Annotated in this window: 19 protein-coding genes and 1 tRNA gene; 8 read left to right on the forward strand and 12 right to left on the reverse strand. The window is 63.2% G+C overall.

The annotated features are described in order from the left end of the window. Positions 1-38 precede the first annotated feature (38 nt). A complete protein-coding gene (locus OKA05_RS04695) occupies positions 39-1,304 on the forward strand; it encodes a hypothetical protein (protein WP_264485947.1) in 1,266 nt (421 codons plus the stop codon). 55 nt (positions 1,305-1,359) lie between these two features. Here OKA05_RS04695 and OKA05_RS04700 read toward each other — a convergent pair whose 3' ends face one another. Genes OKA05_RS04700 through OKA05_RS04715 form a run of 4 tightly spaced genes read right to left on the reverse strand, consistent with a single transcriptional unit; the run spans position 1,360 to position 5,304 of the window. Continuing rightward, on the reverse strand, positions 1,360-2,511 hold the full coding sequence (locus OKA05_RS04700) for a Gfo/Idh/MocA family protein (RefSeq protein ID WP_264485948.1): 1,152 nt from the start codon (positions 2,509-2,511) through the stop codon (positions 1,360-1,362). 22 nt (positions 2,512-2,533) lie between these two features. Then, a complete protein-coding gene (locus OKA05_RS04705) occupies positions 2,534-3,346 on the reverse strand; it encodes a sugar phosphate isomerase/epimerase family protein (protein WP_264485949.1) in 813 nt (270 codons plus the stop codon). Further along, a complete protein-coding gene (locus tag OKA05_RS04710) occupies positions 3,343-4,350 on the reverse strand; it encodes a LacI family DNA-binding transcriptional regulator (protein ID WP_264485950.1) in 1,008 nt (335 codons plus the stop codon). Before OKA05_RS04710 ends, OKA05_RS04705 begins: the two co-directional genes overlap by 4 nt. Positions 4,351-4,356: 6 nt before the next feature. Then, entirely contained in the window at positions 4,357-5,304 is a 948-nt protein-coding gene (locus OKA05_RS04715) for a dihydrodipicolinate synthase family protein (RefSeq protein ID WP_264485951.1), read from the reverse strand. A 100-nt stretch (positions 5,305-5,404) separates the two neighbouring features. On the opposite strand from OKA05_RS04715, the gene OKA05_RS04720 reads away from it, so the two are divergent. Further along, a complete protein-coding gene (locus OKA05_RS04720; protein ID WP_264485952.1) occupies positions 5,405-6,217 on the forward strand; it encodes a sugar phosphate isomerase/epimerase family protein in 813 nt (270 codons plus the stop codon). 107 nt (positions 6,218-6,324) lie between these two features. Here OKA05_RS04720 and OKA05_RS04725 read toward each other — a convergent pair whose 3' ends face one another. Genes OKA05_RS04725 through OKA05_RS04735 form a run of 3 tightly spaced genes read right to left on the reverse strand, consistent with a single transcriptional unit; the run spans position 6,325 to position 11,625 of the window. Continuing rightward, the gene (locus OKA05_RS04725) at positions 6,325-9,510 is read right to left on the reverse strand and encodes a DNA polymerase III subunit alpha (RefSeq protein ID WP_264485953.1); all 3,186 of its coding nucleotides are present in this window, start codon (positions 9,508-9,510) and stop codon (positions 6,325-6,327) included. After that, positions 9,507-10,991, reverse strand: coding sequence for a DNA polymerase Y family protein (locus tag OKA05_RS04730; RefSeq protein WP_264485954.1), 1,485 nt, complete (start codon positions 10,989-10,991; stop codon positions 9,507-9,509). The genes OKA05_RS04725 and OKA05_RS04730 overlap by 4 nt, the downstream gene beginning before the upstream one ends. A 10-nt stretch (positions 10,992-11,001) precedes the next feature. Then, a complete protein-coding gene (locus OKA05_RS04735; protein ID WP_264485955.1) occupies positions 11,002-11,625 on the reverse strand; it encodes a hypothetical protein in 624 nt (207 codons plus the stop codon). A gap of 182 nt (positions 11,626-11,807) precedes the next feature. Here OKA05_RS04735 and OKA05_RS04740 point away from each other — a divergent pair, with 182 nt between their 5' ends. The 3 genes from OKA05_RS04740 (at position 11,808) to OKA05_RS04750 (ending at position 15,888) form a co-directional block, all read left to right on the forward strand. Continuing rightward, positions 11,808-14,081 (forward strand): DUF1592 domain-containing protein, encoded by a 2,274-nt coding sequence (locus OKA05_RS04740; protein ID WP_264485956.1) that lies wholly within the window; start codon positions 11,808-11,810, stop codon positions 14,079-14,081. After that, on the forward strand, positions 14,078-15,391 hold the full coding sequence (locus OKA05_RS04745) for a DUF1552 domain-containing protein (protein WP_264485957.1): 1,314 nt from the start codon (positions 14,078-14,080) through the stop codon (positions 15,389-15,391). Before OKA05_RS04740 ends, OKA05_RS04745 begins: the two co-directional genes overlap by 4 nt. A gap of 257 nt (positions 15,392-15,648) precedes the next feature. Beyond that, positions 15,649-15,888, forward strand: a complete 240-nt coding sequence (locus tag OKA05_RS04750; RefSeq protein ID WP_264485958.1) for a transposase — start codon at positions 15,649-15,651, stop codon at positions 15,886-15,888. Positions 15,889-16,383: 495 nt separating this feature from the next. Here the strand turns inward: OKA05_RS04750 and cysK are convergent, their stop codons facing one another. From cysK to OKA05_RS04775, 5 genes are all read right to left on the reverse strand, one after another. After that, on the reverse strand, positions 16,384-17,343 hold the full coding sequence (gene cysK / locus OKA05_RS04755) for a cysteine synthase A (protein WP_264485959.1): 960 nt from the start codon (positions 17,341-17,343) through the stop codon (positions 16,384-16,386). Between the two features lie 75 nt (positions 17,344-17,418). Beyond that, entirely contained in the window at positions 17,419-17,832 is a 414-nt protein-coding gene (locus OKA05_RS04760) for a cupin domain-containing protein (protein ID WP_264485960.1), read from the reverse strand. Between the two features lie 30 nt (positions 17,833-17,862). Further along, positions 17,863-18,597 (reverse strand): phosphoadenylyl-sulfate reductase, encoded by a 735-nt coding sequence (locus OKA05_RS04765; RefSeq protein WP_264485961.1) that lies wholly within the window; start codon positions 18,595-18,597, stop codon positions 17,863-17,865. A gap of 122 nt (positions 18,598-18,719) precedes the next feature. Then, a complete protein-coding gene (locus tag OKA05_RS04770; RefSeq protein ID WP_264485962.1) occupies positions 18,720-20,441 on the reverse strand; it encodes an NADPH-dependent assimilatory sulfite reductase hemoprotein subunit in 1,722 nt (573 codons plus the stop codon). 47 nt (positions 20,442-20,488) lie between these two features. Further along, the gene (locus OKA05_RS04775; RefSeq protein WP_264485963.1) at positions 20,489-22,255 is read right to left on the reverse strand and encodes a diflavin oxidoreductase; all 1,767 of its coding nucleotides are present in this window, start codon (positions 22,253-22,255) and stop codon (positions 20,489-20,491) included. Between the two features lie 537 nt (positions 22,256-22,792). Between OKA05_RS04775 and OKA05_RS04780 the strand changes: the two genes are divergently transcribed. The 3 genes from OKA05_RS04780 to OKA05_RS04790 all read left to right on the forward strand — a co-directional run bounded on the left by OKA05_RS04780 (position 22,793) and on the right by OKA05_RS04790 (position 26,001). Next, positions 22,793-24,511 (forward strand): DUF5722 domain-containing protein, encoded by a 1,719-nt coding sequence (locus OKA05_RS04780; RefSeq protein WP_264485964.1) that lies wholly within the window; start codon positions 22,793-22,795, stop codon positions 24,509-24,511. Between the two features lie 157 nt (positions 24,512-24,668). After that, positions 24,669-24,753: transfer RNA gene (locus OKA05_RS04785), tRNA-Ser, on the forward strand. 24 nt (positions 24,754-24,777) lie between these two features. After that, positions 24,778-26,001: a HupE/UreJ family protein gene (locus OKA05_RS04790; RefSeq protein ID WP_264485965.1), complete on the forward strand. Its 1,224-nt coding sequence runs from the start codon at positions 24,778-24,780 to the stop codon at positions 25,999-26,001. The last annotated feature ends 141 nt before the right edge of the window (positions 26,002-26,142 follow it).

The following is a 26,142-nucleotide window of genomic DNA, read 5'->3' on the forward strand; positions in this document are numbered from 1 at the left end:
GAAACATCGGCCGCTTCCGAAGCTTACCTCTCCTTACGATGAATCCGAAGAAATCCCAATGGATTTGGAGCGCCGGTGGTCTTGCCTTGGCGCTGGGTGCCGGTGTGATGATCGGACGAGTCAGCGCCCCGGAGGGCAAGTCCGACGCCTCCGCCGATGGCAGCTCGACCTCAGGCCGCGGGACAGGCAATGGTGGTCCCCTCAGCCTCGCCGAGCGCCTTGAGCGCAAGCGCGCCGGGGAAGGTCGCGAAACTGCCTCGAAGCCGGCGGACAAGGACCTCAAGTCCATCCTCGACGTCACCAGCCGGCTCGACCGCACGCAACGGCTGCTCGCTTTCCTCGACCGCCTGCCGGCCGACCAATTCGCCGGGGTTTACGACGAACTTCGTAATTCCCCATCCGCCGAGCTGCGCGGTGCCGAGCGCTCGCTGATCCTGCAGGCATGGGCAGAGCGTGATCCGCTGGGTGCCGTCGGTTTCCTCCAGCAGGGCGGGGCGGGCGATTGGGAGCGCGAGACCGCCCTTTCCTCTTGGGCCGCCAACGACCCACAAGCCGCCTTTGCGTGGGCCTCCTCGGCTCCCGACGAAGGCGACGTCAACAACTGGCTGCTCGGTGCGACCCGTGGCATCGCCGCCGCCGACCCACAGCTTGCCCGCGACTACATCGCCAAGCTCGAAGGCCGCACTCGCGACCAAGCGATCGATGCCGTGGAGCCATACGTCACCCAGTTCGGCTTCGACTACTCGAAGTCGTGGCTCGCCGGGCTGACCGACGAGGGACTTCGCAATCAAGCCTCACGCGAACTGTCCCGCGACATGGCCCGCCTCGACCCTGCCCAAGCCGCGCAGTGGAACGCCGCCATGACCGACGTGAATACCCGCCGCGATATCTCGGAAACCGTCGCCGACCATTGGGCTCGCCAGGATCTCGACTCCGCCCGCTCATGGGTGGAGCGCTTGCCGGAAGACACCAAGTCGGAAGCTGCCGAAGGGGTCGCCCGTCAATATGCCCGCCAGGATCCCGCCGCCGCCGCGAAGTGGCTGGCCAGCCTCGGCAACAACCCGGACCTCGATGGCGCACGACAGGTGTTCATCGAGGAGAGCTTCCGCAACTCGCCGGAGACCTCGCTCAATTTCGTCTCCAACATCAGTGACCCGCAGCGCCAACAAGGCTATTACTGGCGCTATCTCGGCAACTGGATGCGCAGTGACGAAGGTGCCGCGCGTCAGTGGATGAACTCCAACTCGCAGCAGTTGCCGCCGCAGATTGTCGAGCGGTTCAACCGCCCTCGCCAGACGCAATAAGCCATCCGCCTTTCATCCGGTCCGCACCGTTGCGGACCGGAATGGTGAAATCATCTCACGCGATCGGCGGCACATCGACCCAAGCGCCGGTCTCGTGTGACTTCCAGCTCAGTTCGGCGAGCTGCACACCCTTCGCCCCTTCGCGCAGGGTCCAGCGGAACGGCTCGTCATTGACGACGTGCTTGAGGAAGAGTTCCCACTGGATCTTGAAGGCGTTTTCGAAAGCGAGTTGGTCCGGCACTTCGGTCCAGCGGTCGTAGTAGTTGATCGGGCTGTCGATGTCCGGATTCCACACCGGGCGCGGCGTGGTGCTCTGGTGCTGGGCCCAGCATTTCCGCAGGCCCACGATGGCGGAGCCCTCGGTGCCGTCCACCTGCATGGTCAGCAGATCGTCGCGGCGCACGCGAACGTTCCAAGATGAGTTGAACTGGCAGATGATGCCGGTCTCGGTCTCAAATAGCGCGTAGGCGGAGTCGTCCGCCGTGCACTTGAAGGGCTTGCCGCTCTCGTCGAAGCGCTGCTCGATGTGCGTGGCAGCCTTGCAGAAGACGCGGGTGACGTTGCCGAAGAGGTTGTCGATCACGTAGCGCCAGTGGCAGTGCATGTCGATGATCATCCCCCCCCCGTCCTCGCTGCGGTAGTTCCAGCTCGGCCGCTGGATCGGCTGACCCTCGTGCTCGCCGGTGAAGACCCAGTAGCCGAACTCACCGCGGACGCTGAGGATCTTGCCGAAGAAACCCTGCTCCTTGAGAAGCTGGTACTTCCGCAAGCCGGGCAGCCACAGCTTGTCCTGCACCGCTCCGTTCTTCACGCCCGCCTTCTCGGCGACCTCGGCGATGCGCAGGGCTTCATCAAAGCTAACCGCGGTCGGCTTCTCGCAATAGACGTGCTTCCCGGCGGCGATGGCTTTCTCAAGGAAGCCGATGCGATACGGCGTGCCGGAGGCATCGAAGAAGATCTCGTTGTGCGGATCCGCCAGCGCGGCATCTAGGTCGGTGGTGTAGCGCTCGACGCCGTATTTCGTGGCGAGTGCACGGATCTTGTCCTCATTGCGGCCGGTGAGGATGGGATCGGGAATCACCAGCGTATCGCCGCACACCACCCCGCCCTGATCGCGGATCGCGAGGATGGAGCGCACGAGGTGCTGGTTGGTGCCCATGCGTCCGGTGACGCCGTTGAGGATGATGCCGAGCTTCTTGGTTTTCATGAGTGGAAGAAAAAGTGCCGGGTTAGAGCGCCTCGCAGCTCTGAACGATCTTTTCGAGGAAGTCGTGCTGGTTCTCGGACCAGTACTTGCGGGAGAAGATCTCAACTTCGGTGAGACCCTCGAAGCCGGTAGCCTGGACCATCCTCGCGATGCGGGCCGAGGCATTCACTCCTTCGCCGGGCAGACCGCGGTCTAAAAGGACGTGATCGAAGTCCGGCTTGAACTCGCAGACGTGGAAAGCGAACAGGCGGTCGGCCGCGGCACAGCGCTGGATCTGCGCTTCCAGCCCGCTTTCCCACCAGACGTGGAAGACATCCAGAGCCACACCGACGAGCGGATGATTGAGCGACTCGACGAGTTCGTTCGCATCGCGCATCGAGGCGACGGCCGAGCGGTCGCCGGCATACATCGGGTGCAGCGGCTCGATCGCGAGCTTGATCCCGGCGCTCTCAGCCTGCGGTAGCAGCGCGGCGATACCGTCGCGGATCTGGTCGAGATTTTCCTCAGGCGTCTGCCCGAGTGTCGCGCCGCAGACGAGCACGATCATTGGCAAGCCGAGCGTCTCGGCTTCGCGCACGGCAGTCCTGTTAGACTCGATGGCCGCCTCGCGGGTCGGCAGATCTTTGCCGGTAAAGAAGCCGCCTCGCACGAGGCTGACCGGCTTCAAACCGCTGTCATCGAGATGCTTCTTCACCTTCGCGAGGTCGTGGCCCGCGACCGTTTCGCGCCAGATCGAGACGCCGCCAATTCCGCGGCGGGCATAGTTTTCCAAGCACTCGTGGATCGACCACGGCTTGTTCGTGAAGGTGTGGATGGCGAGGCGGTCGGGAGTCATGACTGGGCGGGTGGGACGGCCGAAGTGGATTCGCCGGGGACAAGCTGCCCGGCCACGCGGAGCAAGGCGGCGGGCGCTTCGTTTTCGATGATCTCCGCCTGCAAGCGCGTGGCGGCATAGCGGGCCAGTTCTTCCACCGGCAGGCTGACGGTGGTGAGCAGCGGACGGGAAAGGCGGCGCACGGGCGAATCGTCGAAGCCGGTCACCGCGACTTGCTCCGGAACGGAAATGCCCAGGCGGTCGAGTTCTGTCAGCACGACGGTACCAACGATGTCGTTCACGCAGACCAGCACGTTCGCGCCCTTGGCCGCAGCGGCGACTTTCGCCTGCTGGATCGACGCAATGTCATGCACGACCACCGTGTCTTTCTCGCGGTCGAAGGAAACACCCCGCCGACGGCAAGCCTGCTCAAAGCCATCGAGCCGTTCCTCGTGGATCTGCCCCAGGCCTTCGATCGAAACGAAGCGCGGGTGGATCTCCCCCATCGTCGAGCGCAGGTGGTCTAACAAATCAAGCATCCCCGCCGCGTGGTCCGCGGCGACGCAAGGCAGCCGCGGAATCGAACGGTTCAGCACTACGAACGGCGTGCCATGCTCGCGCAGGCTCTTGAGCGCCTGCTGGGAAGGGCGCTGGAAGGCGAAGACGAAGGCATCAATATCGCCGCCCTTCTTGTGCGGATAGGGATCAAACTCCGGCGAGTTGATCTCGCAGAGCAAGTTCAGCCCACACTGCGTGAAGCCCCGGCGCAAGCCCTCGATCAATGCGGCGAAGTCATAGAACAGCGCCCGCTCCGGATCGGCGTGGCGCGGCAGGACGAGCTTCACGCTGAGGATCGCCCGCCCGCGGTGACGACGGATCGTCCGCTTCTCGTAGCCGATCTTTTCCGCCGCGGCGGCGACTCGGGAGCGCACATCGGCAGTCACCAACCGCGATCCATTCAGCGCGCGCGAAACGGTCGCGGAGGAAATGCCCAGCTCGCGGGCGATGTCGTCGATCGTCGGCATGGCTTGTTAGAGAGCGTAGCCGAGCCGCTTGGCACAATCCTCGATGATGCCAGCTTCCCAGTCCGGACGGCGCGGGCAGAGCTTGTGCGGCTCGGAGGTCGGGATGCGGCCGATGAGATGCTGGAAGACCGCGCAGCTATGCTTGTAGGCCGGCACCGGCGCACGGAAGCCGATATTGCCGAGATACTGCAGCGCGTCCGTGAGCTCGGCGTAGCGCTCGTCGCCCTCCAGCCAGTATTGGTCGCGCAGGGCGAATTTCTCCGGGCAGAACGCAGCCAGACCGAGCAGGTAGTCGGAGCCGTATTCGGTCATGTCGATGCCCAGATCGTTGCCCGTGAAGATCATGAACTCCGGCCGCACCTCATCGCGGATCTCCAGGCGCCGCAGCTCCTTGCCGCGGTCGAGCGACGAGTGCTTGATGCCCTTCAACGCCGGGATCGTCATCAGGCCGCGGATCGTCTCCTCGTCGTAGATCATGCCATTCGGCGCGAACATCTTGCCGAGCTCGAAGCCGAAGACCGACTCGTGTCCCTCGCAGACCTTCGCATAGAGTTCGACGATCTGGTCCGGAGCCCAGTCGTGGAAGCGCGTCGTCTGGAACAGAATCGGAGTGCCGCCAAAGGACACGATTTCATCCATCTGGCGGCGGTAGAGATCGACCAGATCGCCCTCCACACCTTCGACGAAAACGCCGGCCACGAAGTCGCGGCGACCTGCGATCACCTCCTTCGTCAGCCCCAGGATCTCGCTGCGTTCGACGGGAGTCAGGTAGTTTGCGTAGCCGGTGTCCATGTTCACCGCGCAGCCGAGGCCGGCATCGGTGGTGCGGGCGACGGCCGCTTGGAAAGCCTCCCGGGCGATCGAGCCATCAGCCTCAAAGGGCAGCAGGCAGGCAGCGTATCCGGTGATCTTGCGGCGGAAGCGTTTGGCGGCGTGGCGGGTTTCAAGCGACATGACGCAGCGACTATTTGCATGCAAATTTATTCCTGCAAGCTTTTCTCACCTACCCATCCATGGCATTGCGTCATGGCGGTTGGCTCCCTTTTCTAACGTCATGCGCTACGCCATCTGCAACGAAACCTTCGGCTCCATCCCCCTCGCCGAAGCCGCCGCCATCGCCGCGAAGATCGGCTACACGGGGCTGGAAATCGCGCCCTTCACGCTCGCGGAAGACGTGCAAACACTCACCACCGGGGACGCGAAAGTCCTCGGCGACCAAGTGCGGGATGCCGGCATGGACGTCGTGGGGCTGCACTGGCTGCTGGCGAAAACCACCGGCTTTCACCTCACCACGCCGGACGACGCGGTGCGCCAGGCGACCGCCGATCACGCCAAACACCTCGCCGATCTCTGCCACGCGATGGGCGGGACCATCATGGTCTGGGGCAGTCCGGTGCAGCGCTCGCTCGAGCCCGGTTGGAATTATGACGAGGCCTTTGCCCGTGCCACCGAAGTCCTGCGCGCCGCCGCCGAACACTGCGGACCGCTCGGCGTGACCATTGCCATGGAGCCGCTCGGCCACGTGGAAACGAACTTCCTCACCAGCGCCGCCGAGACCATCCGGCTGTGCGAGGCCGTCGGCCATCCCGCCTGCAAGCTCCACCTCGACGTGAAGGCGATGAGCTATGAGGACAAGCCGATCGGCCAGGTGATCCGCGAGAGCAAGGACTGGACCGTCCACTTCCACGCCAATGACCCGAACCTCCGCGGCCCTGGCATGGGTACCGTGGAATACGCGCCCATCGTCGACGCACTACGGGAAACGTCATACGACGGCTGGGTCTCGGTCGAGGTCTTCGACTACACGCCGACGCCCGAAGCCATCGCGACGGAAAGCCTCGCCAACCTGCGACGCTTCTTCGCCTGATTCCTTCGTCCAGGTAGGCGCATTGGTAACAATGCGGAAGCACGAGAGCAGTCCGCCTCCAAGGACCACTCCGCACTTTCACAAGTGCGCCTACGCGAAAGGTTTCCTCAGTGGAAATCATGCGAGTCCGCCGCATGAACCGGCTCCGCACCCGGCAAAGGATAGACCTCATCCACATAGATCGTCCTCATCCCTCCTTCAGCAATCTGCACCCGCCCCGCCGCCATCAGGAAGGGCTCGCTGACAATGGTCAGCCGCAGGCGCTGGAAGTTCTCTTTTTTAACGAACAGATTCGAAATCCCGGTCTCATCTTCCAAGGAGATGAAGCAATGCCCCTTCGCAGTACTAGGACGCTGGCGGCAGATCACCAGCCCCCCTACCCTCGCCGGCAGGCCATGAGGCAGGTTCTGGAGTTCCTGCGCATTCACCAGCTTGAGCTCCGGATGACTCCGCCGCCAGAGCTTCATCGGATGCGGTCCGGTGGAAGCACCTTGAATCGCGAGGTCCGAAGCCAAACGCTCCGGCAGACTCATGGCAGCCAGCACCTCGCCCTCCTCCTCTTCCGTCTCGCGCTCGCTCGCATCAAACAAATCGCCGTAAAGCGGCAGCTCGACCTGCCACATCGCCTTACGCCGATGCCCAACCTTGGGCAGATCGTTCAAAGCCCCCGACTTCGCGAGAATCCGCCGTTCCTTGGCATTCGGCGCCACGCGATAAAGGAAATCTTCCAGCGAATCGAAGGGCACTCCTTCCCTCTCCCGCAAGATTCTCTCCTGAGTCTCCTTCGAAACCCCGCGCAAGCGATGCAGCCCCAGCCGGAGGGTTTCCTTGTCCACCACCCCGGTGATCACGAGGCTATGGAGGCACGAAACCGGCAGGACATGGATCCCGTGATGCTTCGCATCTTGGATGAGTGAGTGCGCCGAGTAGAAGCCCATCGGCTGGTTGTTCAGCAGGCCGGCGTAAAAGGCGGCGGGTTCGTGCACCTTGAACCAGCAGGACCAGTAGGCGATCGAGGCGAAGGACAGCGCGTGACTCTCGGGGAAGCCGTAGAGGGAGAAATTCCCGACGGCATCCACCACCTTGTCCTGCACTTCCTTGGAAACACCCCGCTCTACCATTCGTTCGCGGAGCTTGTCCGTGACCTCGATCATCCGCTTGTTAGAGCGGTTGAAGGACATCGCCTTTCGCAGTTGAGCCGCTTCATTCCCGGTGAATCCCGCGATGATCTCGGCCATCTTCAGCACTTGTTCCTGAAACAGAGGCACACCCAAGGTTCGCTCCAAAACAGGCTCAAATTTAGGATGGATCCAGTCCGCTTTCTCGACCCCCTTTCGCCTCCTCAGATAAGGATGCAGCAACCCGCCCACGATCGGGCCCGGCCTGACGATCGCGACTTGGATAGCCACCTCATAAAATTTGGTCGGCTGTAGAATTGAGAGGGTGGCCATCTGGGCTCGCGACTCGACTTGGAAAGTCCCCACGGTATCGGACCTCTGCATCAGGTCGTAGACCTTCTTGTCTTCGAGGTCGATGCGAGCCAGCTCGAACTCCGGCTCCGTCCTGCGGCGAATCTCGATCATGTTCTCCATCGCTGCCAACATCCCGAGCCCTAACAGATCGATCTTCACCAGGCCAAGATCCTCGCAATCGTCCTTGTCCCATTGCACGATGGTGCGGCCCGGCATGCTCGCCGGCTGGATCGGCACGACTTCATCGAGCCCTTGGTTGCAGATTACGATGCCCCCTGAGTGCTGGCCCAGATGCCGCGGCAAGCCCAGCACGGCATGATAGAGCTTTTCCAAAGCCACCAGCCGCGGATGAGAGGGAGGCAACAGATTGGCCATCTGTGACTCAAAAACTTCCTGCCTCTCCGCTTCGATCTCTTCCGGGGTCGGCGGAGCCTCCGTGTCCGACCGTTTCCAGTGATAGGGCGTGCTGCCCAAGGAGGAGAATCGATCCGCAATCGATGGAGGAAAGCCTAGCACCTTCGACATCTCGCGGAAGGCCGACTTCCCTCGATAGGTGATGACGTTCGCCGTCATGGCGGCACCGCGGGCACCATACTTTTTGAAGACGTATTGGATCACCTTCTCGCGCTGGTCGCCCGAGGGAAAATCGATGTCGATGTCCGGCCACGACTTGTATTCGTTCTTGCTCGGTCCTTCCGAAAGAAAGCGCTCGAAGACGAGCTTCTGCGCCACCGCATCAATGCTGGTGATGCCGAGGACATAGCAGACCACCGAATTCGCCGCGGAACCCCGCCCTTGGCAGAGGATGCCTTGGTCACGGGCATATTTCACGATGTCTTGGACAATGAGGAAGTAGCCGGAGAGCTCCAAGCGACCGATCAACGCGAGCTCCTTGTTAATCTGGGCTTGAATCTCCGGCGTGACCTTCTTGTAACGCCACCTCGCACCGGTCTCGCACTTCTCCCGCAAGCACTGGGTTTGTTCATCCAAGCCCATGAGCCGGCCGGTCTCGTCCTCGTGGCAGGGGAATTCGTAACCCAGCTTTTCCAGCGTGAAATCGATCCGGTCCGAGAGTTCCTGTGTGTTCTCCAGGGCTTCCGGCAGATCGGCGAAGAGCTGCGCCATCCGCGGCGGTGATTTCAGGTGGCGCTCTCCATTCGGCTCTAACAATCTCCCCGCAGCATCCAGCGACGTATGATGGCGCAGGCAAGTAAACGCGTCCGCCAGCAAGCGATTCTCTCGCATGGCGTACAGCGGTGCATTGCTGGCCAGCAGTGGCAGGCGCAGGTGCCGGGCGAGATCGATGAGCGAGCGATTGAGCCTCGCATCGTCGCGCAATCCATGGCGGAGGATCTCCACATATACATTGCCGTGGCCAAAGGTGTGGATGAGGCCACGCGCCGCATGCAGGGCTGCGTCCCGGTCGTCGCGAAGGAGGTGGCGAATAACCGGGCCTTCTCGATCGCCGGTCAGGGCGATCAGGTCGCCGCAATTCATCTCAGCGTGGGCGACGATCTTATCCAAGCGCCGGTTAGTGAGATGCCGCGAGAGAATGCGGTAGCCTTTCCGGGTGGCGCAGATCACCGGCACATGCGCGCCATCGATTTCCAACGTAGCCCCGGTGATGGCGCGGATGCCCCGCTTGCACGCTTCATGATAAGCGCGGGCGGAGCCGTAGAAGCCCTCGTGATCCGTGACGGCGATGGTGGTGAGCCCGACCTGCCCCGCCCGCTCCATGAGGATCTCAGGATCGCTCGCACCGCGTAGGAAAGAGAAGGCCGAGCGGGCGTGGAACTCGTGGAATGGATGGCGGGCCTTCATTGGTAAAACCCATCGATCAACCACAAATCCGGCGGCGTGAAGGCAAGGCGCACGAGTTGGTCGCCGGCCAGCCGGACGTCCCACTCGATCCTTTGCCAGGTGGACTGCGGATCCCACCAGTGACCGGAGTGACGGAAAGGCCCGCGGACCTCCATGACCTGTCCCTTGTAAGGCCCGGTGAGCAACGCCAAGGGACGCGGCTGGCGCGGATCGGCATCGGCCGCCACCATCACCGGCGCGGCCGGACGGAGACGACGCAGGGGCAAGGAATTCGCAGGCTGGCATCCACCTGACGAAGAGGCTGTGTTTCCCTCCGCCGGAAGCAGCCGAAAATCGTCCGGCCGATGACTTGCCGGCGGCACCGGAATGCCCACCTTGCCGGGACCTAACAAGGCCTCCAGTTGCGCCAGGGTATCGGACCAGCGCTCCGGCTGCGGAAGCTGGCGGATGAACCAATCGCGCTGCGCCGCCGTGGGCAGCGTGGTTTCCACATCCAAGGTCAACCCCGTCATGTTGCCGCCGGTTTTCAGCGAATCTAACAGGACCTGGATCAGCCTGAGCAACTCCCCCTCCTCCACCCGCGGCTCGGGCAGGCGGATCTCCCGGTGCACGGCAGCGCCGCGCTCCAGATGGAAGACGATCTTCAAGGTCTTCACCGCCACATGACGGGCTGCCAGCCGGGCGGAAAGCGCGTGCAGCAAGCGCTTGAAGGCAAACACCAGCGGCTCGGTGGAGGTCACCGGTTCCTCGAAATCCATGGTCTGCTCCAGGCTCTCCGGCGGACGATGGAGGCGCAGCAGCCGGCAGGTTTTGCCATGCAGTAGATCGTGCCAGCCACCGGCTTGCGGACCGAGCCGCGCGGTCAATTGCTGGCGTGGCAAATTCATGAAATCGCCCAGCGTCGCGAGCCCCCAATCATTCAGCAGCGACAGGAAGGTGCCACCCTCGGGCAGGTAACCCAGCAGCCCCAAGGGCAACCGCCCCATCTCCCGTGGAGTGACCGTGCGACCGTGACAACTCTCATGCCGCACCGCGAGCCGCGCCAGGTCCGGCGTGGCGGCACGCGCATGAGCCGGCCAGACATCCGCCACTTCCAGCTCCCCCAGCCGCGCCGCGTGCCGTGAGGAAGTCCGCGACAAGTCTAACAAGAGCGTGTCCTTTCCCGCGATCTCGAGATCGGGCGTGATGCCTTCTGCCGCCGCGATCATCTGCCGCAGTAGCTCCGCCTCACCCGCGGGATCCGGCGTCAGCACCTTCAGATCGGGACAGCGGACCAGGGCGCGATTGAGCGGCCATCCGGGCGCGACGCCCGCACTGCGGGCGATCTCGTTCACGGCCTGCAGGCACAGCTTGATCTTCTCCAGCACCGCCTCCGGATCGACATCCGCTTCCAGTACCGCACAAGGCTTGCCCCGTGCGTCGGGGCAAGCGCGCAAGGCTGCCATCACGGTCAGATCCGGGAGATGGAGGGCGGCGAACATGGCGCTTCTATCAATTCACCCGCTTCATCCGCTCCGGAATCGCCTTCAACCGCGCGACGAGTTCGCGACGCGGGACTTCGAAATCCTCAAGACCCAGCCGGGCGTTCAAGGCGACCCGCACCGCGGCGCAGGGCACCTGGGCCACCGGCGACATGACTACCAGCCGGCAATGGCCGCTGCCCGCCGCCGTTTTCAGCCGCCACCACGCCGAGGCCGGGATGCCACTCAATTCCCGGCGGCTGATGCCACAGGTATCCAGCAGGATGAAAGGGATGTTCGCGTCCCGCACCAGCAGGTCGGTGGCCTTCAGCATTTCCATCGCGGTGCCGCAGCGGACCCACACCAGCCGCGAGCAGGCTTCGGGGGTGAAGGACGCCGGGTCGAAGTGATCGCCGCCGTCCACGAGGATGAAGTCCGGCAGCGGCGCGACTTCCCGCGGCTCTCCCAACAGCCCGGCCACCAGCAGGCTGAGGCCCGAGCCGATGACTTCCGAAATCGCGCCCGGCGGAAAAAACGCGGGATCGAAAGGCTGCTCCGGCACGGCTTCTTCGGCGGTGATCGACGGCGCGGCATGAGCCTGCGGGAATTTCTCCCGCAGTTGCTTGCGCAATTGCTCGATCACGGCGACAGCCATGAGGACCAGCCTAAGGGGAATTTTTAAATGTTCAACTGAACAGTTTGTTTGAAATTTCCCGCCATGATCCCGGGATTGCGTTCCCAATGAACTTTCTCCCGAAACATCAAGGGAACCGTTGCGTATCCGGTGCGGTCATGCGTCGCCTCACGTGCCATCTCCTGGTTGGGCTGACGGGCATTATGCCCGCTCAAGACGCGGCGCCGGGTGGTGAGGCGATCTACGCTGAACACTGCGCGTCCTGCCACGGCAAGCACGGCGAGGGAAACCCCGATGAAGTGGACGAGCCTCTCCACGGCGAGCGCTCGCTGGTTTCGCTGTCGCGCTACATTGACCGCAAGATGCCGGAGGACAAGCCGGAGCTGCTCAATGCCGAGGAGTCCCAGCGGGTGGCGGAGTTCATCTACGGCGCGTTTTACTCGGCCGAGGCGCGGGCGAAAAACACACGGTCGCCGAAGGCCGCATTCGCCCGGCTGACCAACCGGCAGTTCCGCGAATCGGTCGCGGATTTGTTAGGCAGTTTCGGCCAAGCGACCCAGCCCGGCGAGGGCCGTGGCTTGAAGGCGCAGTACTTCGACTCCGATGGCATGAACAAGAAGGCCCGCAAGGCGCTCGAACGCGAGGACCGCGAGCTGGCCTTCGACTTCGGCGAGGGGCCACCTGCCGAGGGCATGAAGGCGGACCAGTATTCGATCGCGTGGGACGGCTCGCTGCTCGCGCCCGCGACGGGCTGGTACGAGTTCAAGCTGGTCACGCCGAATGGCGCGCGGCTTTACCTCAATGGCGACCAGCAGGACGGCGACGGGAATTTCCGCGACGACAGCGGCGCGAAACGCCAGCCAGCCCTGATCGACGCATGGGTCAGCTCCGGCGCGGAAGTCCGCGAGTTGAAGGCGCGGGTGTATTTGCTCGGCGGCCGCAGCTACCCCTTCCGGCTCGACTATTTCAAGTATCAGGACAAGCGCGGCCTCGTTCGCCTCGAGTGGAAGGCACCCCGCGGCGAGTGGGAAGTACTACGCGCGCCGTACCTCTCGCCATCGCGCGCGGTGCGGGTCGCCGTGGTGAGCACGGATTTCCCTGCCGACGATGCCAGCGAGGGCTACGAACGCGGCACCGGCATCTCCAAGGACTGGCACGAGGCGACCACCACCGCGGCGATCGAGGTGGCGAATCAGGTGCTAAGCCGCCTGCCCTTCCTGAGCAGGGCGAAAGACGGCGATCCGGAGCGCCCGGCGAAATTGAAAGGCTTCATCGCCACTTTCGCAGAACGGGCCTTCCGCCGGCCGCTCAGCGATGAGATGCGGCAGCTTTACGTCGAGCGGCCCTTTGCCGAAGGCACCCCGCCGGAGCAGGCGGTGAAGCGGGCAGTGATCCTGATCCTGAAATCGCCGCGCTTTCTTTATCCGGAACTCAGCAAGGAGAAGGACGACTACACCGTGGCATCACGGCTGGCCCTAGGCACGTGGGATTCACTGCCTGACCAAGCGCTGTTAGACGCGGCGAAGTCCAGCCAGCTCCGCACGCCGGAGCAGGTGAAGGCACAGGCGCAGCGGATGATCGCCGACCCACGGGCAAAGGCGAAGGCGAACGAGTTCTTCCAGCGCTGGCTGAAGCTCGATGCCGACGGCGACCTCCAGAAGGATCCGAAGGAATATCCCGGCTTCGACACGGCACTGGTCGCTGACTTGCGGCGCTCGCTGGAGCTATTCGTCGAGCAGACGGTGTGGAATGAGAAGTCCGACTACCGCGAACTGATCCAGGCGGATCACCTGCTTTTCAACGAGCGCCTGGCGAACTTCTACGGCGTGCCCGTGCCGGAGGGTGGCGGCTTCCAGTCGGTGAAGTTCGATCCCGCGCAGCGCGCCGGCGTGCTCACCCATCCCTACCTGCTCGCCCGGCTCGCGCATCCCGACAGCACCTCGCCGATCCACCGCGGCGTCTTCGTCACGCGGAATGTATTGGGCGGCATCCTCAAGCCACCGCCGGAAGCGATCGCCTTCGAGAACCACAAGTTCGATGCGAAGATGACGATGCGCGAGAAGGTCGCCGAGATGACGCGCAACGCGAACTGCATGACCTGCCACGAGACGATCAATCCGCTTGGCTTCACGCTGGAGAACTTCGATGCCGTGGGACGCTACCGCACGACCGAGGGCGAGCGCCCGATCGATCCCGAAGCCGACTACCACACGCTGGAAGGCGAGACGCTGCGGCTCCGCGGCCCGCGAGATCTGGCGAACCACGCGGTGGAATCGGCCGGTGCCCGCCGCGGCTTCATCCGCCAGCTTTTCCAATACGAGCTCAAGCAGAACCCCGCCGTGTATGGCCATGACACGGTGACCAAGCTCGATACCGCTTTCACCGCCTCCGGCCATCACGTCCGCCAACTCCTCGTCGAAATCAACGCCCTGGCCGCGCGCCACGGCATCGCCAGCCCCGACCAAGCCAGCCGATGAACACGACCACCCGCCGCCATTTCCTCCGCCAGCTCGGCCTGTCCGCAGCGGCCCTGCCCTTCCTCCCAGCCCTGCCATCGCTCGCACAGAACGCACCCGGCGCGAAGATGCAGCGCATCATCTTCCTGTTCACGCCAAATGGCACGATCCCCCCGGAATTCTGGCCGGATCAGACGGGGCCGGACTTCCAGCTCAAGCGCATCCTCGCGCCGCTGGAGTCCTTCAAGAAGCGGCTGATGACCTTGAAGGGCGTGCACAACAAGGTCCGCGGCGATGGCGATGGTCACATGCGCGGGATCAGTTGCCTGCTGACCGCCGACGAACTCTTGCCCGGCAATATCCAAGGCGGCAGCGACAAGCCCGCCGGCTGGGCGCGGAACATCTCCATCGACCAGGAGATCCGGAACTTCCTCCAAGCACGGCCCGAAACGGCCACGCGATTCGGCTCGCTCGAGCTCGGCGTCGCGGTTCCTAACAGAGCCGACCCATGGACGCGCGAATCCTACGCCGGCCCGAACCAGCCGCTGGCGCCTAACAGCGATCCCTACGCGCTCTTCGAAAAGCTCTACGGCAGCACGAAGGACCGCGAGAATCTCGGCAGCGTGCTCGATGAAGTCCGCGACGACCTGCGCACCATCGCCGCTCACGTCGACAAGGAGGAAAAGGACCTGTTAGACCAGCACGCCACTTTCGTCCGAGACATGGAGAAGGACCTGAAAAGCAGCGGCACCCAGACCCTGATGTTCCCCCCGCCCGCCCTTGAGGCCGGCGTGGCTCTCGACAACGACGGCATCCCGAAGATCAGCACCATGCAGGCAGACTTGCTGGTGAATGCCTTCGCCAACGGCATGGCCCGCGTCGCCACGCTGCAATACACCAACAGCGTCGGCCAGGCACGCATGCGCTGGCTGGACATCCACGAGGACCACCACCACCTCTCCCACGAGCCGGACAACAACGCCGACGCGCAGGAGAAGCTGGTGAAGATCAACATCTGGCTGTGCGAGCAAATCGCCTACCTGACCAAGAAGCTCGACAGCATCCCCGAGCCCGGCGGCCAAGGCACCATGCTCGACCACACCACCATCGTCTGGACCAACGAACTCGGCAAAGGCAACAGCCACTCCTTGGACAACATCCCCTTCGTCCTCGTGGGCGGCGGGCTCGGCTTCAAGACCGGCCAGGCGATGCAATTCGACAACGTCACCCACAACCGCCTCTGGCTGTCCATCGCCCATGCCTTCGGCCATCACATCCCGGTCTTCGGCCAGCAGCAGTTCTGCGACGGCGGGCCGTTGGGGTTGTCGTGAGTTCGGCTTCAGCTCATTACGGTCCCGGCTTTCCATCGCGTTCCGCCCCCTTCCACTTGCGCGTCCGGTCTCGCCTCCGCACGCGGGGCTCCAGCATCGCATCCCGATCCCGGAGGGATCAAAGCCAGTAGCCGGTGGTTGCAAACCACCGGTTCTGGTCGTCAGGCGAATTGGATCCCGGATGGGATTCCAGCCGGGCATGAAGCATGAGCGACTCCGAGCTACCCACGATGATCCGCAGATGTTAGACGGGCCCCATGCCCTCCACTCATACCTGCCTTCTCTACCATCTGATCTTCGCCACCAAAGGTCGCACCCCGCTCATCACCGGGGACTTCGGGGAAGACCTCCACGAATACCTCGGCGGCACAGTCCGGGGCTTGAAAGCGGTTCCCTTGGGCGTCGGCGGCGTGGCCGATCACGTTCACTTGCTGGTGTCGCTCAACGCCACGCATTGCCTCGCCGACCTCATGCGGGAGTTGAAGAAGAACTCATAGGTTTGGATCGCAGAGCGTTCAAAGAACAGGACATTCAAATGGCAGGAAGGCTATGCAGCTTTCACCGTCAGCGCCTCTTCCAGGGATAGCGTGCGGGATTACATCGCCCGGCAAGAAGAGCATCACCGCAAGAAAACGTCGCGGGAGGAATTGGCGGAAATTCTCAAAAAATGCGGCGTGCCGTATGACGAGAGTTATTTCGAATGAGGAAGCGGAACGTGCAACCTGCCCAGCTTGAATCCCATCCGGGATTCCTTTCGCATTCCATCGCAAACCGCTGGTAGTTCGCTTCGCTCAACCCCCGGCTACTGGCTGTGATCCCTCCGGGATCGGCGTGGTGCGATCCTCGATGATGAGATTCGACTCCACTCACACGAGGGACTCGTGGGCTTCGCAGAAGGATCGCAACCGGGTTCACCCTACCAACAAAAAACACCCCGGCCTTGCGGACGGGGCGTCTGATGAAATGAAGCGTTGGACTCGAGCTACGTCAGCTCAGATCTCCGCCACCGGCAGGTTGGCGACTTCCTCGCGGACCTTTTCGGCGAGCAGCGTCGAAAGGTAGCGCTCCGTGGACGAGCACCCGATGGTCACGATGCGCTTGCCTTGATACTCCGGACGCTTGGCGACCTGAATGGCGGCCCATACGTTGGCACCGGTGGAGATACCGGCCGGGATGCCTTCGTCGGTGTTGAGCGCTTGGGCGGTGGCAAAGGCATCCTCGTTGGAAACCTGGATCACCTCATCGATGATATCGACGTTGAGGTTCTTCGGGATGAAACCGGCACCAATGCCCTGGATCATGTGCGGACCCGGAGCACCGCCGGAGATGACCGGGCTGGCGACGGGCTCCACGGCGAAGGTCTTCATATCAGTGCGACCCTTGAGGACTTCCGAGACCCCGGTGATGGTGCCACCGGTGCCGACGCCAGCAACGAAGGCATCGATCTTTCCATCGGTGTCGCGCCAAATTTCCTCGGCGGTGGTTTCGCGGTGGACCTGCGGGTTGGCCGGGTTCTCAAACTGCCCGGGGCCGAAGGAACCGGGGTTCTCTTCAAGCAGTTGCTTAGCCTTGGCGATGGCACCACCCATGCCGCGGGCACGGGGAGTCAGCACGATCTCGGCACCGAGCAAGCGGAGTAACACGCGGCGCTCAATCGACATGCTTTCCGGCATCGTCAGGATGCAGCGGTAGCCCTTGGCACGGGCGACGAAGGCCAGCGCGATACCGGTATTGCCGGAGGTCGGCTCGATGATCAGGCCGCCGGGCTTGAGCGAGCCATCCTTCTCGGCGGTCTCGATCATGGCCTTGCCAATACGGTCCTTCACGCTGAACAGCGGGTTGAAGAACTCGGCCTTCACCAGCACCTCGGCACCGAGACCCTGGGTCAGTTTGTTCAGGCGGATGAGCGGAGTGTTGCCAACGGTGGCAACCATGGAGTCTGCGATAGGCATAAGTTTATGGGGCGAGATGTTGGATAGGAGATTGAATGGGAGAGGCAGCGAAAGGCTACGGAAAAACGGCGCAAATTACGTCACCGGCGACGGCACGGAGAAGCCTGCGGGCGTCTCCCCCACGAAGTAAACATCGCGGTCCGGCCGCGAGCCCGGCGTGTGCACGTCGAGCATCACCAAGGCCTCGTCGCTCGTGATGAAGGCATGGGTGGTCCCGGGCGGCAGGCGCAGGAAATCACCGGCGCGAAGAGCGTGCTCCACGCCATCGAGCACCGAGATCCCGCTCCCGGCCAGGACGAGGTAGAGCTCCTCCGCCAGCTTGTGATAGCTGGTGGAGGTGCGCTGGTGCGGCTCGATGCGGACCCGGTAGGCCGTCGCGGCCCCCTCGTCGGAGACCGGGATCAGCGTCTCGATCTCGTACGGACCGAGACGCGCCGTTTCCGTCCCCTCGCCTTCCTTCACATGCAACACCCGGAGCGACGATGCCATGGCTGACGTGACGTGTGAGGTGAGGAGCTGTTAGATCTGGAAGTCCGAGTTGCCGGAGTCCAGGTGAAGGCCGCACTCGTATTTCTCGCCGTTGAAGCGGGTCTTTTCCGCAGAGAGTCCATCCACGGCCGGCACCGTGCTGTGCCAGTCGCCCATGGTCACGTAGCCTTCCGCCTCCAGCGGATGGCGCGGCAGGTCGTGCTGGTGCATGAAGACCGACACCTGGGCATCGGCCCAATCGAGGATTGGATACACCTTCAGCGTCTTCTTCTGCTGCTCGGCGAAGGCGCGCTCGGCACGGCTGCTCGAGTGGCTGCGGCGAACACCGCTGATCCAGACGTCGGCACCGAGTTCCTTCAGCGCGCGGTCCATCGGCTCGATCTTCGTGAAGATGCCGTACTGATCCATGCCTTCCTTCCCTTGCTCCCACAGCTTCCCGTAAAGGGCTTCCATGCGGGCGGCGGAGTGCGTCGGTTGGTAAACGCGGAGGTCGGTGCCGAACCGCTTGGTCAGCTCGTCGGCGTAGCGATAGGTCTCCGGGAAATGGTAGCCGGTATCGATGAACACGACCGGGATCTCCGGCGCGTTGTCCGCGATGAGCTTGAGCATGACCGCTGCTTGCAGGCCGAAGCTGGTCGAGGCGACCAGACGGCTGCCGTAGCGTTCGTGCAGGAGTTTGAGCCGCTCGCCGGCCTTCAGGCGGGCGAGTTCCTCCGAGAGCGCTTCGGCTTCGGTCGGAGTGGCGATGCGTGTGATGGTGGACATTTTGGTAAACCGCGATGAACGCGAGGGAATGAGTTGATTTGAAAACGGAAAGACGGAGCGGTGGGTCGGCCTAAGGTCGACACCGCTGACATCCGGTTTCGCATTCCCTGTTCATGGTCGGTTCAGTTCTTGAGCGCCTCTTCCTTGATGTTCTTGTGGAAGTCGGAGCCCTGCTTGGTTTCGGCGACGATGCCGGCTCGGATGACGAAGTCACCGAAGTGTTCTCCTGCATTCCGCTCCTTCGCGAAGCGTTGGAAGATCGGGCCCAGCAGGCCGCGGATCTCATTCGAGTGGATATCCTGACGGTAGAGCTTGCTGAGTCGCTGGCCGGCATGGCCGCCGCCCAGATAGAGATTGTAGCGATCCGGTCCGCGACCGACGAAGCCGATCTCGGAGATGAACGGACGGCCGCAACCGTTCGGGCAGCCCGTCATGCGGATGGTGATCGAGTCATGGCGGAGGCCGGCGTTTTCCAGTTCCTCCTCCAGCTCGGTCACCACTTCCGGCAAATAGCGCTCGGCTTCCGCGAGGGCCAGCGCGCAGGTCGGCAGGGCGACGCAGGCGATCGACGCGAGACGCAGCGCACTGCGCTCGTGGCTGTGGTGCATGCCGTACTTCTCCAGCAGCGCCTCGACCTCCGAGCGCTTCTTGGCGGAAATGTTGGCGATAATCAGATTCTGATTCGCGGTCAGGCGGAAGTCGCCGTCGTGGATCTTGGCAATCTCGAGCAAGCCGGTGCGCATCGGGAAAGCCGGCGTGTCGAGCACGCGGCCGCCTTCGACGAAGAGCGTGTAGTGGAAGTTGCCCTTCTCGTCCTCGACCCAGCCGAAGCGGTCGCCATTGTCGGTGAACTTGTAGTCGCGCACCGGGCCGAGCTCATAGCCGAGGTATTCGTTGAGCTTCGCTAGGATCCACTCCGGACCGTGGTCATCCACGGTATACTTGAAGCGCGAGTGCTTGCGGTCGGTGCGGTCACCGAAGTCGCGCTGCACCAGCACCACCTTCTCGGCGACATCCACGATCTGCTCCGGGGTGCAGAAGCCGATCACGTCTGCCAGGCGCGGATAGGTCGCCTCGTTGCCGTGGGTCGAACCCATGCCACCACCAACGGCGACGTTGTAGCCGACCAGCTTGTCGTTCTCGACGATGGCGATGAACGAAAGGCAGTTCGCGAAGATGTCCACGTCATTGCTCGGCGGCACGGCGATGGTGATCTTGAACTTCCGGGGCAGGTAGGTCTTGCCGTAGATCGGCTCCTGTTCCTCCGTTTCGGACGTCTCGATCTTTTCGCCATCCAGCCAGATCTCGTGGTAGGCACGGGTCGCCGGCGTGAGGTGCGTGGAAATGTCCTGCGCCGCCTTCAGCACCTCGGCATGCACCGAGGAGAGATGGGGGTTTGGATTGCACATCACGTTCCGGTTCACGTCACCGCACGCCGCGACGGTATCCATCGCAGTCTGGTTGATCTCCTTGATCGTGCGCTTCAGGTTCGACTTGATGATGCCGTGGAACTGGAAGGCCTGGCGCGTGGTCAGCTTGATCGTGCCGTTGGCAAACTGCGTCGCGAGCCGGTCCGTCTCGATCCACTGGTGCGGCGTGGCCACGCCACCGGGCACGCGGATGCGGATCATGAAGGAGTAGGCCTTCTCAAGCCGGTGCTTGCGGCGGTCATTGCGCAGATCGCGATCGTCCTGCTGATAGGTGCCGTGGAACTTCAGCAACTGCTGGTCGTCCTCCGACATCGAGCCGGTGGACTGGTCGGCGAGACCTTCCTGAATGGTGCCGCGCAGGTAGTTCGAGCGCGTCTTGATGCCTTCGTTGGCGGAGAGTTTCTTTTCGCTCATGGCGTCTGAAAAAATTGGAACTTGGGAACCTTTGACCCGGTGCTTCGTCAGTACACATCGCGCTGGTAGCGCTTCGACTTCTTGAGATCCTCGACGTAAGCCTCGGCCACCTCGCGGGATAAGCCACCCTCTTTCTCCACGACGGCGATCAGCGCGTCGTGGACGTCGCTGGCCATGCGTGAGGCATCGCCACAGACGTAGAAGTGCGCGCCTTCCTGGAGCCAGCCGTAGAGCTCCTTCGCGCGGTCCAGCATGCGATGCTGGACGTAGACCTTCTCCGGTTGGTCGCGGGAGAAGGCGACATCGAGCTTGGTCAGGTTCCCCTCCTTGAGATGGTCCTGCCACTCGGTCTGATAGAGGAAGTCGTAGGTGTAATGCTGGTCGCCGAAGAACAGCCAGTTCTTGCCCGGCTTGCCGAGCGCCGCGCGGTGCTCGACGAAGGCGCGGAACGGCGCCACACCGGTACCCGGGCCGACCATGATGACCGGCGTATCAGCCGAGGCCGGCAGGCGGAAGTTCTTGTTCTGGTGCGTATAGACCGGCACCTTGCCGCCCTTTTCAATCAGGTCGGCGAGGTAAGTCGAAGCCACACCTTTCCGCGGCTGGCCGTGAGCCTGATAGCGCACGGAAGCGATGGTGAGGTGGACTTCACCGGGATGCGCCAGGGGGCTCGAAGCGATCGAGTAAAGCCGCGGCGGCAGCTTCCGTAAAATCCCCACCAGATCGGCAGCCGCGACACCATCGGGAGCGAAATCGGCAATCGCATCGGCGATCCAGCGACCCCATTGGTAATCCTTGAGCTGATCCTTCGCGTCATCGGCGAGCAGCGCCGCGAGCTTCGCCGAACCGGAGATCGCCTGGAGCTTGGTCAGCACGGCGCGCGACAACGCGGTAACGTCGTAGTCTTCGCGCAATGCATCGGCCAAGACCTTCGCACCCACGCCCTTCACCTCGACATTCTCACTGCCGGAAAGCTTCGCTGCCTTGAGGATGCCCTCGACGATGTCCGGCGCATTCACCGGCACCACGGCGAGCGCGTCGCCGGCTTCGTAGGTCAGGCCGGAGCCTTCGAGCGACAGCTCGTAGTGCCACGTCTCCTTTGTCGTGCCCTTGCCATTCAACAGCACCTTTTCAAGCAGTTCGGACGGGAACGGGTTCTTCTTCCCGTATTCCTCCGCCACGTGAGTCGCCGTCGGCGCGAGTGTCACCGCTGCGGGAGCCGCAGGGCCGAAAGACTTCAGCGCCGCATCCAGCCACTCGGAATACGGCTGCTCATACTCCACGTCGCAATCCTGGCGCGGCGAAATCCGGGTCGCACCGAGCGCCTCCAGACGAGCGTCGACGTCCTTGCCGATCTGGCAAAACTTCTCATAGGCCGTATCGCCCAACGCGCAGACCGAGAACCGCACGGCAGGCAAATGAATCGCCGAGCCATTCATGAACTCTTTGTAGAAAGAGGTCGCGCTTTCCGGCGGTTCGCCATCGCCCCACGTGCTGACGATCACCAGCAGGTTCTCCACCTTCGCGAGATCGGCCGGTGAAATGTCCGACATGTTCTTCACGGCGGCTTGGAAACCCCGCTTCTTCGCTTCCTTTGCTGACAGATCCGCCAGCTTTTCGGAATTCCCCGACTCGGTGCCGTAGAGCACGGTCAGCTTCAGCGAACCCGCGGACGCAGCGACGGGAGCCGCGGCCACTGGCGCGGCAGAAAGAAATCCAGCCAGCCAAAAGCGCTGGGACGCGTCGAGGCCAGCCAGCGCCAAATCGAGGGCGCGGCGTTGGTCGGGAGAGAAGGGAGCGTGCTCGGGAAGCATTACCTTAGTTACTTGCTCAGGTTTATATGGTTTCGGCCGGAGCATTCACCTCCCCTGCCCCCCGCGCAAGGGGAAATTCCGCGGGAGGCGCAATTTGCGCCCCGACTTTCGCCCTCCCACGAAACGATAGGACATCCGCGCATGATCCGGCAAAAGCCGGACGTTTTCATCATCCCGCATGCCGTTCCCGACCTTCACCTTCACCGGCTTGGCCCTGCTAGGCCTCCTCGCCAGCGCCGTTGCCGATACCTCGTTGAAGCTGGAGCGCTTCGACGGCCCCGCGCCATCCTTCAAGGAACCCGCGCCCGGCACGGTGGAAATCCACGGCGCGATGTCCGTGCGGGCGACTCCCGCGAAAGCCCCCGCCGAAGCCGAACAAGTGCTGGAACTGGACTACTTCTGCGCTGGCGGAGTCCCCTCTTTCGCCGCCCTACCCGGCCCACCCTTCGAGGCGAAGACCGCGCGCTACCTGCCGCCCTCGGCCACAGCGAAACCTGGAGCACCTATGCCGCCCGGCTCGCGCCCGCCGACAAGCCCATGCCCGCCGGCTGGCAGCAATTGCGCTTCGACCTCCCCCTTCCCGCTGGCCGCGTGCTGCAAATCCGCAACGCCCGCCTGCGCCCGGAACGCCCCGGCGAATTCGACGCCCCGCGGCCGACCCATGCCGCCTCCAAGGAAGCACTCGAGGCTTACCTCGGGTGCACCTTCCCCTCCGCCCTGACAAAGGTCGCCGTCGGCAAGGAACTAGTCCACATCGAAGGCAACGCAGCCAAGAACAGCGGTCAGATCTTCCTAGCGGACATCCCGATGGACCTACCGCTCGATGACTCGCGCTCTTGGCAAACGCTCGTCGAGGTCAAGCCGGCCGCGGATGGCAGCTTCGTGCTCGATGTCCCCCGCCGACGGCAGCGCGACGGCCTCGACTACGACCGCCTGACCACGCGCTGGCAGCTTGTCCGCAAGTCCGGCGCATCCACCGAGCGACTTTCCCACGCCCGCTATGCCGATCAAGTCGAGTGCCGTGCGCCCGATCTCCCCCCCGCCGCGCCCAAGAACAAAAAGGGCCTCGGCGGCTGGCACACCGGCCGATTGCCCGACGAGCTCGAGGATCTCGGCATTTCCGCCGTCACGGTCAATGTGATGATTCACACGCTGGCATCCCTCACGCCCGGCCCCGATACCACGCCCTTCACGTGGCAGGGCCGCACCTACCATGCCCGCGAAAAGGCACTCGCCGACCTCGACGCCACCTTCCTCGAAGCACAGAAGCACTCCGTGATGGTCTCAGCCATCCTGCTGATCGCGAATCCAGCCAAGGACTCCAGCCCGGAAGTGAAGCTGTTAGGCCACCCGGACGCCACTCGCGACGGCGCCTTCGCCATGCCGAATGTCACCTCGCCGGAGGGCATCTCCCTCTACGGCGCCATCCTCAACCTGATGGCCGAGCGCTGGTCGCGCCCCGATGGCAAGCACGGCCGCGTCCACCAATGGATCATGCACAACGAGGTCGACGCCGGCTGGGTCTGGACCAATGCAGGTGACAAGCCCGCGCTCGTTTTCATGGACCTCTACCAGCGCTCGATGCGGCTGATGGACCTCATCGCCCGGCAGTATGACCCTCACACCCGCCCCTTCATCACCCTCACCCATCACTGGGCGCACCACGGCGATCCCAAGTGGTATGGCTCCAAGCAAATGATCGACCTGCTGGTGAAATTCACCCGGACCGAGGGCGATTTCCCCTGGGCGCTCGCCTACCATCCCTACCCGCAGGACCTCTTCAATCCGCGCGCTTGGGAAGACGAGCAGGCCACCTTCAGCTTCAGCAGCCACAAGATCACCCCGAAGAATCTGGAAGTGCTCGACGCCTACATGAAGCAACCCGCCCTGCTCTATCAGGGCAAGGTCCGGCCGGTGCACCTCTCCGAAAACGGCTTCAACTCCAAGGACTACTCCGCCAAGGAACTCGCCGACCAAGCCGCCGGCATGGCGCTCGCGTGGAAGAAAATGGCTGCCCTGACCTCGATCGAATCCTGGCAGTATCACAACTGGATCGACAACCGCCACGAAGGCGGCCTCAAGATCGGCCTCCGCAAGTTCCCCGACGAACCCGGCGACCCGCTAGGCAAGAAACCCATCTGGCACCTCTACCAAGCCCTCGGCACCCCGCAGGAAGACCAGGCCTGCGCGCCGTACCTACCGGTCATCGGCATCTCATCGTGGGACGAAGCGATCCACCGGGAATCGATCCATTGACAACGAGGCGGAGGGCGCGCTTGCCGTCCCGCGTGATCCGTGCGTAGAAATCGCCCGCGGGCAGCCGGGCTAACGTCCGGGAGTCCGTGGGCTTCCCATCAGGTGGCATCATCCGGTGACAAGCCACGGGTCGTAATTGACTCAAAACAAACAAAAAGGAGGGGTGGCAGAGTGGTCTATCGCGTCGGTCTTGAAAACCGAAGTCGGGCAACTGACCGTGGGTTCGAATCCCACCCCCTCCGCTCTCTTTGACCCCTCGCCCCGCCATGTTTCGCCTGCTGCTGTTGGTTTGGCTGTTGTTCACGGGAGTGGCCGCCGCGCACCAGATTGCGGAAGTTTCGATGTCCGTAGCGCTCGATGGTGACCGTGTGACCGCGATCGCTGACGCGGATGCCGCCTACATGCTGCCGGAGTTTCGCGGCGACGAGGACGAGGAGGCGAAAGACCTCGCGTGGTTGCGCGAGCAGGGCCCGGACGGTTGGCGCAAGATCGCCCGCGAGTGCGAGGCCTACTGGCGCGACTGCCTGCGCGTGAAGGCCGGCGATCAGGAACTCGCATGGACCCTGCGGGTTCCCGATCTGGAAAAGGAGAAACCCGGCTTTCTGGAGAACGGCGATCCCGAAGAACTGCCGATGCTGGAAGTGGTGATCGAGGCCACGCTGCCGACTGGAGCGACGAAGCTCGGAGTCGCGTGGAAAGAACCCTTCGGCGTAAATCTCATCGTCACCACCGGCGAGGGTGAATCCGCGGAAACCAAGCCCTTCGTCAGTGGCGAGGAGGGTGTCGTCGCCGAGCGGACTGCGGCGGAAACAGAAATGAAGCCCGCGGAAACATCAGTCGCCGGTTGGATCAAGCTCGGCTTCATCCACATCCTCCCCAAAGGCGTCGATCACATCCTCTTCGTGCTCGGGCTCTTCCTGTTAGTGCCCAAGTGGAAGCCGCTGCTCCAACAGACCATCGTTTTCACGTTGGCCCACTCCCTTTCGCTCGCCGCCGCCGCGCTCGGCTGGGTCCGCTTTCCCTCCACGCCCGTCGAGATCCTCATCGCCGCCAGCATCGCATGGGTCGGCATCGAAAACTTCTGGGCCAAGGAACTCGGCAAGGGCCGGCTCATCCTCGTCGGCATCTTCGGGCTGGTGCACGGGCTCGGCTTCGCCGGCGTGCTCGCCGAGTTACTGCCAGCGGGTCAGCCGGAGAAACTCCCGGCCGCACTCCTCGGCTTCAATGTCGGCGTCGAACTCGGCCAGATCGCCGTGCTGATGCTGGCGTTCCTCGTTGTTAGCGCATTCACACTAGCCCATTTTGTTTTCCGGCGGGTCACGAATCGCCTCGTTCAAAAGGCGTTACCCGATTCCTGGCGGGTTTCCTGCAACTGGTCGTACGCGCGCCATGTGTGGGTGAAGCGGATTGGCTCCGTGATGGTCGCCTTGGCCGGCCTGATCCTCGTCATCGAGCGGGTGGCGAACATCGAAATCGTGCCATTCCTGTGACGCGGCCGCGAAGGGTTCAGACTCCGCCGCGGCGTCCTTAGAGGCTGTCTGAAAAATCATCTCCCCGCGGATTTTAATCTGTACTAGTTAGGTCAGGTATTGGAGAAGCTCGGGATGCCAGATTACCCGAGCAGCTTGACC

The organism is Luteolibacter arcticus (assembly GCF_025950235.1).
In the GTDB taxonomy this organism is placed as follows: domain Bacteria; phylum Verrucomicrobiota; class Verrucomicrobiia; order Verrucomicrobiales; family Akkermansiaceae; genus Haloferula; species Haloferula arctica.